Source organism: Paenibacillus sp. Soil766, from assembly GCF_001428105.1.
GTDB lineage: Bacteria > Bacillota > Bacilli > Paenibacillales > NBRC-103111 > Paenibacillus_E.
In genome coordinates this window covers 1-11630 of sequence record NZ_LMSJ01000049.1, presented here as the reverse complement: position 1 = coordinate 11630, position 11630 = coordinate 1, and the positions used below count along the sequence as shown (strand labels likewise).

The 11630-nt window shown below is 45.5% G+C and carries 11 protein-coding genes and 1 pseudogene; 5 read left to right on the top strand and 7 right to left on the bottom strand.

Annotation, left to right across the window (positions count from 1 at the left end; all coding sequences use genetic code 11):
- Positions 1 to 381: 381 nt before the first annotated feature.
- The 4 genes from ASG89_RS29400 to ASG89_RS37975 all read right to left on the bottom strand — a co-directional run bounded on the left by ASG89_RS29400 (position 382) and on the right by ASG89_RS37975 (position 4290).
- A complete protein-coding gene (locus ASG89_RS29400) occupies positions 382 to 1608 on the bottom strand; it encodes an RtcB family protein (protein WP_057314916.1) in 1227 nt (408 codons plus the stop codon).
- Between the two features lie 33 nt (positions 1609 to 1641).
- Positions 1642 to 2424, bottom strand: a complete 783-nt coding sequence (locus tag ASG89_RS29395; RefSeq protein WP_057314915.1) for a nucleotidyltransferase domain-containing protein — start codon at positions 2422 to 2424, stop codon at positions 1642 to 1644.
- Between the two features lie 62 nt (positions 2425 to 2486).
- Positions 2487 to 3986 carry a TROVE domain-containing protein gene (locus ASG89_RS29390; protein ID WP_057314914.1) on the bottom strand — a complete coding sequence of 500 codons (1500 nt, stop codon included), beginning with the start codon at positions 3984 to 3986 and terminating at the stop codon, positions 2487 to 2489.
- Positions 3987 to 4116: 130 nt separating this feature from the next.
- Complete coding sequence (locus ASG89_RS37975; RefSeq protein ID WP_157276859.1) at positions 4117 to 4290, bottom strand: hypothetical protein; 174 nt, start codon at positions 4288 to 4290, stop codon at positions 4117 to 4119.
- Between the two features lie 155 nt (positions 4291 to 4445).
- Between ASG89_RS37975 and ASG89_RS29385 the strand changes: the two genes are divergently transcribed.
- Together ASG89_RS29385 and ASG89_RS29380 are read left to right on the top strand one after the other, a co-directional pair.
- Positions 4446 to 5756: a helix-turn-helix transcriptional regulator gene (locus tag ASG89_RS29385; protein ID WP_057314913.1), complete on the top strand. Its 1311-nt coding sequence runs from the start codon at positions 4446 to 4448 to the stop codon at positions 5754 to 5756.
- Entirely contained in the window at positions 5743 to 6573 is an 831-nt protein-coding gene (locus ASG89_RS29380; protein WP_057314912.1) for a WYL domain-containing protein, read from the top strand. Before ASG89_RS29385 ends, ASG89_RS29380 begins: the two co-directional genes overlap by 14 nt.
- A gap of 70 nt (positions 6574 to 6643) precedes the next feature.
- Here the strand turns inward: ASG89_RS29380 and ASG89_RS29375 are convergent, their stop codons facing one another.
- A complete protein-coding gene (locus tag ASG89_RS29375) occupies positions 6644 to 6973 on the bottom strand; it encodes an RNA 2'-phosphotransferase (protein WP_235549972.1) in 330 nt (109 codons plus the stop codon).
- A 267-nt stretch (positions 6974 to 7240) separates the two neighbouring features.
- Here ASG89_RS29375 and ASG89_RS29370 point away from each other — a divergent pair, with 267 nt between their 5' ends.
- Positions 7241 to 9058, top strand: a complete 1818-nt coding sequence (locus ASG89_RS29370) for a PAS domain S-box protein (protein WP_057314911.1) — start codon at positions 7241 to 7243, stop codon at positions 9056 to 9058.
- A 62-nt stretch (positions 9059 to 9120) separates the two neighbouring features.
- Here ASG89_RS29370 and ASG89_RS29365 read toward each other — a convergent pair whose 3' ends face one another.
- Positions 9121 to 9465 carry a carboxymuconolactone decarboxylase family protein gene (locus ASG89_RS29365; RefSeq protein ID WP_057314917.1) on the bottom strand — a complete coding sequence of 115 codons (345 nt, stop codon included), beginning with the start codon at positions 9463 to 9465 and terminating at the stop codon, positions 9121 to 9123.
- A 54-nt stretch (positions 9466 to 9519) separates the two neighbouring features.
- Positions 9520 to 9792 (bottom strand): annotated as a pseudogene (locus tag ASG89_RS35900) (tautomerase family protein); the annotation flags it as partial.
- Positions 9793 to 9976: 184 nt separating this feature from the next.
- On the opposite strand from ASG89_RS35900, the gene ASG89_RS29355 reads away from it, so the two are divergent.
- The gene (locus ASG89_RS29355; protein ID WP_057314910.1) at positions 9977 to 10864 is read left to right on the top strand and encodes a LysR family transcriptional regulator; all 888 of its coding nucleotides are present in this window, start codon (positions 9977 to 9979) and stop codon (positions 10862 to 10864) included.
- Between the two features lie 122 nt (positions 10865 to 10986).
- Complete coding sequence (locus ASG89_RS29350) at positions 10987 to 11391, top strand: VOC family protein (RefSeq protein WP_057314909.1); 405 nt, start codon at positions 10987 to 10989, stop codon at positions 11389 to 11391.
- The last annotated feature ends 239 nt before the right edge of the window (positions 11392 to 11630 follow it).

The following is an 11630-nucleotide window of genomic DNA, read 5'->3' as shown; positions in this document are numbered from 1 at the left end:
GGATAAAGTCAAAATTAAAAGGCATGAGCCCAGTACAATACCGAGCCCATGCCCAACAGGTTGCTTAATATATATGTCTAACTTTAAGGGGTCACTTCAGTAGATTATGACTTGGGGGACTGCTTTTATTTTGTTTGGGTGGCTGGCAATAGTGATGTTTTTCATCACTATTGTCGGGGAGCTCGACGCTGTTTAGGCAAGCAGGTCGATTTAGTGATGTTTTTCATCACTATTGCGCGGGACTTCGACGTTGGTTGGACAAGCAGGTCGATTTAGTGATGTTTTTCATCACTATTGCGCGGGACTTCGACGCTGTTTAGGCAAGCGGGTCGATTTAGTGATGTTTTTCATCACTATTGCGCGGGACTTCGACCTTAGCTCTCAATCCTTATACGGATCAAACTCATCCGCCCCCGCCATACAAACACCGATTGGTTTCAACACGTGCAGAACCTCGATCGTTTCCTCATGTGCAGCCAGCACATCTTCCAGCTTCCGATAGACAAAGGGACTCTCGTCCGTGCCCGCTCCGCGAAGCTCGACGCCGTAATCGTTGACCGCATTCATCATGCGATCCACCGAAATTTGCCCGCCGCTGCGGCAGCGGGTTTTCCAGTTCATTTTGCCGGCAGCCTGCGTCCGACTCATAACCCTGCCTGCGCCATGCACCGTGCTGTAGTAAGCATCTCGATTCTCATCGGTATCTTTCCCTCTCACGATCACAGAAATATCGCACATGCTACCCCCGATAAAGCCGAGTTGCCCTGGCGCAGAAGGCGTAGCCCCTTTCCGAACTACTATTGACTCCTGACCGTTATGAATCTCTTTCCATGCAAAATTATGATGATTATGCACCGCAAAATCCGCTTCTGCACCCAAAATAGCCAACACTTGCTCCATCACATAATCTCGCCCCGCATAGGCGTATCGCCCTGCCAGCTTCATGGCCCTATAATACATGTCTCCCAGTTCGCTCGACAGATCTAAGAGAATCGGCGGTTGGTCCATTTTTTCACCTGGTGCGTTGCCCAGAAAGTCGCGGCCAGCCGTCAGATTGATGAAACCACTCGCCGTCTTATGGCCGAACCCGCGGCTGCCAAAGTGATTAGCCACCCACACTCGGCCCGTACTCACTTCCTCAAACACATCCACAAAATGATTCCCGCTGCCTACCGTTCCAAGTTGATCTCGCGCTAATGCCTTCAACTTATCGTGCTCTTGTTTACCGATTGCTTTATACACATCCCAATCTGGGTCATCGAACAAGTCATGATCAACCTTCTCATTGTTTACACGTCCGATACCGAATGAAATTTTGCGAGCAATTTGATCCATCCTCCCTGCCATGCGAGGATTCAAATCGGAAGCCATTAGATTAGTTCTGACGGCTTTATTCCCGCAAGCGATATCATAACCTACGCCTGATGGCGATAATTGACCGTCGTATACAACAACCCCGCCTATCGGCTGGCTGTACCCTTTGTGATGATCAGCCATAAGAAGTGTCTGAACGACTCTTCCTGTTTCTGAACATGTCTTTGCTTGTGACAACGCACCTTCGTCGGGTTGCCCCCAGATGCGTACGCCGTTAATATTTTGATAGGCCATGCGGTTCAGCTCCTGTATATAAAATTGTAACCCCTATCCCCATACTTCCCTCAATGCCGAGCGAAACAACTCGTCGAGCTGCCCATCCTGGCCACCCTCACCAACCTGCATAGTGGATGCGGTTTGATCATAGTAGGCGATTCTCGCCTCCAAAAACTCATTTATCGGATTGATTCTCGGCTCATAATCCATTTCATCGCCGGCTATTTTACGAGCAAGCAGCTCTTGAATAGCAGCCTTCAGCGGACTGCCCGTTGGCACTAGGCTATCGACTAGATCTTGAAAATCAATAGGCGGCATAGTGTTATTTCGTTCAATCCATTCACAGGCCAAGATCGGGCGCAGGACATAGAAATACTTTTTAATTTTGACATGATCGCCCTGCAAATATTCCCTATAATTCCCCTTCGCCATGTGCAGGTAATGATGCATACAAGACTTCGGCGAGAAGGTCAAAGGCGAAATGCGGCGTATCTGATCAGCTATCGAAAAATTTTCCATATACGGTATGGGAGACTGTAACCACTCAAGTAATGGCGGATTCGACTTACGGAACAAATTCAGGGCTTTCTTCAAGTCCCAGCCATTGATATCCAACATATCGCTGATCGGCCGCTCGATGACATCGCGTTTCTCATAAATCGATAGATACCAGTCCACTGGTCTCATATATATAAATCTTACGTCATAGTCGCTGTCTTTGGACGGGAAGCCCCATGCACGACTGCCTGATTCACAGGCATATAAGATACAAACGCCTTCTTCCTTCTCGATTCGTTTCAATTCTTCCAGGATGTGATGCTGACTATCTGACATGTGGTTCTTCCCCTTTCTTACTTGTATACTTCAATCCCGTTTGTAAATTCCTCCCATTTAACTCAATCCTCTAGCTCTATCGCCGCTACCCGCTCTACCAGAGTTGAATATCCTCTCACAGACTGCGCAATGTAAGCAAGAACGGTGTCACTCCACCCATAAATGTAAAAGGTTTGAGGATCCTGAAACGGAACCATTGCATGACGGTAAGGTGCTATATCGACGATGAATGCTTTCACATCACCGTTGACTTTGGAACGATACCGATTCAGCTCTTGGTAAAAGGAACTGCCGCTATTCTGCTGCTCATCAGTGATCATGATGATTTGATCTACTTTCTTGTTCTCCTGGATCAGCTTCCTGACCGGCGCTCCTGTGTCCGTTCCGCCGCGAGCGTGAATCTGTGCAGCCTGCGTGAGGATACTATCCTTACGGGAGGGTTTGGCATCCACGACGTCTGTATCGAAGAGCCAGAATAAGGAGTTTCCTTGTGTTTTTTTGTACAGCGCCAAGGCGAATACGGAACCTATTTCCAGATACTGACCGCTCATTGAGCCGGAGATATCTAGGAAAATAGCGGTACGTTCTCCCAAATCAGGCAGATTGTCAAAAGTAAGATCCGTCGCTTCGCGCAAAGCGTCTTGCAAGTCCGGGTGCTCTACTTGACGGAACGCTGTCGCCAACCGGAATGGCAGGATTTTGGCTTTACGAAGCGCCTGCTTATCCGTGATTCGTTGAATAACATAGTCTAGGTTCTTCCCTTTTTCCAAAACACCAACCCGCAACAAAGCGTTCATATGACGAAGCAGAGCAAATGTCGGCATTTGATAGAGCAACGCTTCCCAAACGGCTTTCGATGGCTTGATCGCACCTGTCACGGTTTCATACGGCAGTTTACCACGTTCAATCCAAGCAATCTGCTCCTGCTCCGTTGAGGCGAGTTTCAATTTCTCCAACGCTTCCACCTGCGGCAGCAAGGCCAGATTCGCCTCTTGTCCCCGCAAATAACGAAACAGCGCCTGCTGCTTCAAATCCTGAGGTTTCGGATGTGCCGTAGCGATGGCATCTCCTAGACTATACCCTCTTCCATGCCCGCTATACTTCATCGCCCAGTATTCAGATACGCTGGCTAAGAAGCGGTTCACTTGCCGTTTCACGGAACGGCCGCCTTCTCCTCGTCCAAGCCCGTTCAACATCGTTAGAAAATCCGACAAATCCGAAGGTATGCGGATGACCTGCATAAAGATTAGTGCGAACAAGTCTGGTCGGTACTGAGACAAAATCGCAAGACCGAATAGCGGCTGCAAACGCATGAAGCCTTCATTCCGAGCGAAAACAATGGCTTTAGCCATAAACGTCGGATTGGCATCTGCCATTTCGTGATGTAGTTGCGCAGCCTCGGAAACCAACTCATTTTGATCCGCATAAAAAGTATTGCTCATTGTATTCGTTAGAAGTGTCTGTAGATATTGTTCTTCCACAGAGCGCGTGAATGCTGGATAGTTGTGTTTGTTAACCGTATTCGGCCTAAGTGATCCGAACAGTTTCTTGGCTATGCTCATGTTCTAAACCTCCTTGAATGAAACATTGGTGAGGAAAAAGCGAGATAGGTCATCTGCAGGAGTCGAACCTGCCGTAATGCCCGGGTTTTACTATTGGTCGATTAAGATCGAAGTAACCCATCTCAGCGCCTCACCAGTTATTCGTTTGTGTGAAAATCATCGAGGAAATGTGGCGGAAAGGTACGTGCTGCTCTACCGCTGAGCTATTCCACCACTTGGTGGAAGTTGGATTCGAACCAACGACATGCCGATTAAAAGTCGAAGTAACCCTTCCAAGCGCCTCGATGATTGTTCTCTCCAACACGTTATCGTGTCGGCTTTATGACCTTATTCTCGCTTATTTCTTGCCACTCGAACATGGCGAAAGTATTACGACAATAGAGAAAGTTTACCATTTCGCCCAATTCCATCCCCTGTTACAATGGAAATATCATGTAGATGGAACGGAGGATTGCGACGGTGGCTAAGGAAAGCTTTGATAAAGAAATCCAGTTTCTGCGCATGCTCGTGCTGACGAGTGGTGCCTATAATAGACAACAGTTTTCAGAGCGGCTTGGCATTTCGATCCATACCTTTGACAAGACGATTCGACGGTTAAAAGAGATCGTAAGCTCCACGTACCAGCACTTACCCCTGGAGGAACGCAAGGAGTTCGCCGAAACGATTCGCTACAGCTATTACGAGTCCACCGATCCGATGCTCCTGTTTTTATTTCGAGCCAAATCCCTGAAGGAATCGGAATCTCAGCGAATCTCGCTGCTTTTAGCTGCTATGAACGAACAAGCATTGACAGCCATGGAGCTGTTAGACATCTGTTGTACCAGTCAATCTTCCGATCTTTCTTTGCCTGATGAGAAAACGATTCGCACCGACCTCAAGTATTTGGAAGAAGTTGGTGTCATTTCAAAACAAGCAGGTGCTCGTCCCTATCGCTACCGCATTCAAAACGATTTAATCCACGGACTGTCGGATGATGAGCTCTATGATCTCTATGATTTCGTAGATGTCATGGCGAACACACAGGTTCCTTCTGTTCAAGGATACTTGCTGCGCGATGGTTTGAAGAAGCATCTGGTTCGCCAACAAGTGGAGAAGCATGCCATGGAGCCTTTTTTATATAAGTATCACTATTATTCTCGCATCTTAGATGAGGCACATTTGTTCACGATCCTAAGCGCGATCCGTAGTCGTCGTAAGGTTCGATTCTTATATTTTTCACCGAAGTCCGAGAAAAGCTACGCCTCCAAGAACACCAACCCGTTATTCGAGCGGGATACGAACGGCAAAGTGGAGAAAACGCTCCCCTTGAAAGTGGTCTACGATCACCAATATGGACGATGGTATCTTCTCGCAAATGGCCGAGAGGGGATTCGGAAATATCGGTTGGAAGGGATCACGCAGATCGAAGAGGATGAATCCGTTGACAAGGATATCTTTGAGAACAGGTTGAACGATCTACATGCGAAAATTCAGTATAGCTGGTTGATTGACACGGGGCAGCCTGTCACGGTTCGTGCCCGATTTTACAATCCAGAGGGCTCTGCGCCTAACTTTGTTAAGGAGCGTGTTAAGCTGCAAGGACAATGGGGGCAGATCGTGCAGGAGGATGAGCATTCTTTTATCTATGAGATTCTCGTTAACGGGACGACTGAAATCAAGCCGTGGCTGCGAAGCTTCGGGTCTAGCTGTGAAATACTCGAGCCGATTCAGTTCCGCAGGGAAATGATCGCCGAATGGAAGGAGATTCAGGCTTATTATGAATCTGTTTGAGAAGATTTTTAATTACCAAATTATTTCCCGGTTAGAGGATTCAGGTACGTTCATGGTCACTTCGCACGAAAGAGCCTGGTTGAATACGATGCTCGGGCATCCTGCGGCTGACGCGGCTTTCACTCCTGATACATTGAATAAACTACGCGCTATCCTAGCACAAGATGGGGTCATGGACGCCTCTGATCATCTCATTGAAAAAGCCCGCAGTAGGGAGAAACAGGTTTATCACCCGCTTCTGCGGTTTTTACGAAGATTAATAACAGAGAAGAGCGGCATACGCTTATCCTACGTAATTAAAGGTGGACGCATTCATCCCGACCAATTAGGGCTACCCTATAAATTAGAATACTCCATGGTCAAAAGGGAATGGTACCTGCTCTGGTTCCACCTTCGGCATCACATGTTCATGCGTACGAAATTGGATAAGATTACAGGTGTCACGGCAGAGGCATTGCAAACTGTAGATACAGATAGTATCCATATAGAAATCAAGAAGGCTCTCGACGCTCGGAAAGGCGAAGCCGTCCTTGAAGTCGTTCGTGATTACAATCGAGAGTTATCGCGTATCCTATACGCCCTCTCTAGCTTCGAAAAAGACGTAGCTTACGACACAGAAAATGAAATCTACAGAGTCAGGGTAGTTATACTTGGGGACGAAACGGAGTATCTCCTCTCCAAGATCCGTTTTCTCGGGAAACGAGTTCGTGTCGTTGAGGGAAATTTTTTGAAAAGACGCATGCTGGAGTCGGCGACGAAGGCTTTGGCGCGGTATGGAGTGAGTTCGGTCGATGAGGAAAAGGAGGGAGCTATATAGAACCTACGGATGAATGGGATACCGGAGAGGTTCCCTTTCGATTCCTCCTTTATGTTCTTGAAATCACTGTTTACTGCCCTCTCCAAAATAAATACTGAGCAGGTACTGCATCGGCGAGCCATACGCCATGATTGGCAGCATAAAACTTCACACCATTTTCGAAAGCTGTGTTGCCATTTACTTCAAGAATGACTAACTCTCCTCGTCTCTCCCCTGCTAGCGTTGCGAATTCAAGTGATTCGGAAAGATGAACATACTTCCTGCCCATTGGCTTGATGCCCTCAGAAAGAATGATATTAATTACTTTGGTATTAGTACCATTACAATTTCCGTACCGCTGTTTAGAACAGTTTCTAACCACCTGAGCAATATCTTCGATTGAGATTGTCGACCATCTCACTTCAGATCTTATAGCTACTAATAGTTCCTGTAGATGGCAGAATCGTTATTTTCAACGTATCATCCTTAAATCATCTAAAATCGTACCACATATTTGAAATAATTTGGTTATGACAGATTTATTAAAGTGAATTTATCCTCAGTTACTTCAAGCGGGGCGAGAAAGCAAAGTGTCTCTGCACAAGTACAATTAATATCAACATTTAGAGGAATAACGCTACACGTTGTCCAATTAATTTGAGGAAACTAACGTTGATTAGGAGGTTGTATGGCAATAAATTTAGCTTTTTCACAGCCCGAACTGTTCTCTCAAGCTTTCAAGTATTCTCCTATTGGCATGGCAATACTATCAACTGAAGGAAAGTGGCTGCAAGTCAATTCAATCTTATGCCAAATCATTGGTTATTCGGAATCAGATTTCCTTAGCATGACATTTCAGGACATGTCTCATCCAGATGATCTGGACAAAGCATTGAATATTAGGAATCAATTATTAGACGGTAAGATGGATAGTTACCAAATGGAGAAACGTTTTATCCACAGAAATGGTTTTATCGTATGGACCTTATTGGTTATTACTTGCATTAGGGAGGAACATAGACCCCCATTATTTTTTAGTCAAATAATAGATATTACGGAAAGTAAGTTAGCAGCAGAGGATCTTAAAGCTAAAACAGCACAATTGGAGTCCTTTATCAAAAATACAGCGGATGCCATATGGGTGATCGATGTAGAAGATGCCCTTTTAGAGGTGAATCCCGCTTTTGAAACGCTGTTTGGATGGTCCGCTGAAGAGGTTAAAGGCAAAGAGTTACCTATCATTCCTGACTTCCTCAAGGATTCCATGAACCGCATTCATCAAGGCATAAAAGCTGGAGAAACTGTTGTGTGTCTGGAAACCATTCGTCAGCGAAAAGACGGTATCTTCATTAACGTGGAGGCTACGTTATCCCCCCTTCTGAATCGTAGTGGATCGATCATCGGTATTACAGGTATATGTCGAGACGTTACAGCTAGAAAGCGTGCGGAAGAGGATCTTAAATCTAAAACAGAGCAATATGAATCCTTTATTGAAAATAATTCTGATGCCATTATCATTTTCAACAACGACGGCGTTGTTACTAGAGTCAATGTCGCATTTGAGAATATGTTCGGATGGTCAAAAGAAAGTGTCATTGGCATTGAACTACATCTCCTTCCTTTCATTCCTGCTGACTATTATGATGAATTCAAGCATATGCGTGAACAAGTGAGAGATGGACACTCTATTACAGGTGTCGAAACGACCCGGATACATAAAAATGGGGAATATTTGAATGTGGTATTAACCGCTTCACCTATTCTTGATGGTAAAGGAAATAAGCTTGGCTGGTCCGTTACATTAAGGGATATTACAAATTGGAAAATTGCTCAAGAGCACCTTCAACATTCCGAGAAATTATCTGTAGCTGGACAATTAGCAGCAGGAATTGCCCATGAGATCAGGAATCCCATTACCTCCATTAAAGGATTTATTCAATTAATGAAATCAGGCATCGGAGAGAAACAAACATATTTCGATATTATGTCCTCTGAAATCGAACGGATTGAATTAATTCTTAGTGAATTATTAATACTCGCGAAACCGCAATCGATCAAGTATGAAAGAAAAGATATACGGGTGTTATTAAGCCAAGTTATGACACTTTTGGACTCACAAGCAATCCTTCACAATGTTGAATTTTCTACAGAATATCAGCCAGGGGTTACCCATCTGTATTGCGATGAAAACCAACTCAAGCAAGTATTTATCAATTTCATCAAAAATTCCATTGAATCCATGCCAGAAGGCGGCAAAATAACAATAGAAATCAGCAGTGATCGTGATCAAGAGATGTTGATCCGTCTTCATGATCAAGGCTGTGGAATTCCGAAGGAAGTTCTCGCCAAATTAGGGCAACCTTTTTATACGACAAAAGAAAAAGGAACTGGATTAGGTTTCATGGTAAGTAAAAAAATCATCGAGAATCACAACGGTAAAGTCCATGTTCAAAGTGAAGTTAACAAAGGTACGACGATTGAAATCACATTGCCGCTTTCTTGTTAAACAAGTTAACCCCCCGTCATTATTAATTGACGGGGGGTATTTATGGAGCATGGAGGCATAGCCTAAACTAATGCCTCCGCTGAATCACTCAAAAAAACACCTTTCGCAACCTGGAGAGCCGAAGCCGCACGAGGCCAGCCAGCATAAAAGGCCAGGTGTGTGATCGCTTCCACCAGTTCTTCTGATTTCAGTCCGTTTTCTACGGCCAATCGCAGGTGATAGGGAAGCTCATCGGTCATTCCTCCCATTACAAGCGCAGTGACCGTGATCATACTGCGATCCCGAAGAGATAATTGCTCCCTTCTCCACAGATCTCCGAATAACACATCTTCTGAGTAGCCGACGAATGCCGGAGCAAATTCCCCGAACGATTCTCGTGCGCTTGACACTATTTCCCGATGTGCCATGTCCCCTCTTCCAGACCGTTGCAGCATCTGTGCGATACCGTTGCCGAACGACCAATCCTCGAACTCCGAATCGACGAGCACGATGAACACGTCTTCTTTTCTCATGGGAATGGTCTTTGATAATTGTTCAGCCAGATCCTCGTAAAAGTTTGTTTTTTGTTTCCTCGTTCTTCCAGACTTGAGCATAATTTGAATATACAGCAACTCGTCGCTTCTTTCGATGTCCAAATAATTTTTGCTGTAATAAAATTCTTCTGATTTATGAGCATGGAATACCTGGAATAGATCATCCTCTGGTACATGGAAGTGTCGGACCAACGCGCTCATAATCGTTTGACTCACTCGTTCTAGCTGACAGGCTTCATATTGTTGCTCCAAATAACTAACTCTGATGAAAGGCATATCTTATCACTCCTTGATTAGGTTAAGCCAATTGTACTTTACGTCCATTCATTTATATAATTGAATAAAATAATATTCTTAATCAATTATATCGATCGAGGTGACATAGATGGACTTAAGACAACTGACTGCTTTTCAAACGATCCTTCAAGAAGGAACGTTCTCTCGGGCAGCCGAGAAATTGAATTACGCACAATCGACCATAACGAATCAAATTCAACGATTGGAAAAAGAATTGGGCTTACAGCTATTCAAGCGGGGGTGGGATGCGGAATTGACGAACGCCGGGCGAGTGTTCGCAACGGAGATTGATAAACTCATTCGACATTGGAACGATGTATCCGAACTAGCCAAGGCGCTGCAGCAAGACGAGATTGGCAGCTTGCGCGTCGGAGGAATCGAACCAACGAGCGATTACGTTCTACCGAACTCCTTACGAACCTTTCACGAACACAAGCCAAGAATGGCCTGCCAGATCGTTATGGGAAATACGGACTCCTTGTCTCACTCCCTTCTTCAAGACGAGCTCGATTTTGCCATCTGCGGCGAGCCATCCGATCCATCTTCTTTTTATTTCGAGCCTCTTTATCAAGAGAAAATCATTTTTGTCGCGGATCGCAAGCATCCCTTATGTGAAAGAAACAGCATTCCCTTCAGGGAAATTCTCGACTTCCCCATCATGGCCGGGGGGCGTACTTGTCTGTACTATGTAAAGCTAGCCAAACAGCTTTCCAGATACGAAACTGTTCCTCCTCTTCTGAACACGGTAAGCCGAATTTCCGCCATTCCCCACTTCACTAAACAAACGCTCTCCGTTGGTGTAATGCTCGATTCAACTCCGCTGACCTCTGATGTCACGAGAATACATGTCGAATTGGACGAGCCATTCATTCCGATTGGCCTCCTGCAGGTTCGTGGTCGAGAGTATCCGCCAGCATCTTCCAAGAATCTTTTCATGCAAATCGTGAGAGAGGAGATTAGGAAGATAGTATTATAGACGACGGTAAACCAATTCTGGAGGAAACGCTAAAAATGGTAAAACACTACTGACATACTGTTGTCAGTAATGTTTTATTATAATCGGAGTAAGTAATCGTATTTTAGGAAGGATGATATCTAGTGAATTTTGTTTCTGTACGCATCATTACCGACGACGTAGATCGTCTCGTCGAGTTCTATGAAAAAGTCTTGGGTGTTTCGGCGGAACGCCCCGCTCCCATATTTGCCGAACTCGTTGTGCCATCATGTACCCTGGCGATCGGCCACTCCCAGACAGTGCAACTGTTCGGCGCTGGTTCCGCGGTAGCGGCCAGCAATCACACTGTCATCCTCGAGTTCCGCGTCCACGATGTCGATGCCGAATACGAGCGCTTGAAGCCGTTTGTCGACGAGTGGGTAAAGGAACCAACCACGATGCCGTGGGGGAACCGTGCTGTGCTGTTTCGCGATCCCGACGGCAACCTGATTAACCTCTTCGCACCAGTGACCGAGGAAGCAATCAAACGGTTAAGCGGTAGACGTTGATGGACAGCTGAACTTCATAGAAAGAGACCATAGCAACGAGCTATGGTCTCTTTATTTTATCTAGGTTTTTCATTATTTATTGAGAAATGGATCTATTGTTGTTGGGTGACAAATAAGTTTTGAATCGAGTAGGAGGGGACGGCTAGTCCCCGACCTCTCACACCACCGTACGTCAGACTGTCTAACAACTGATTTCTAAGCACGCATTAAACCATGGTATGGTATGAAGAGGGTAACGG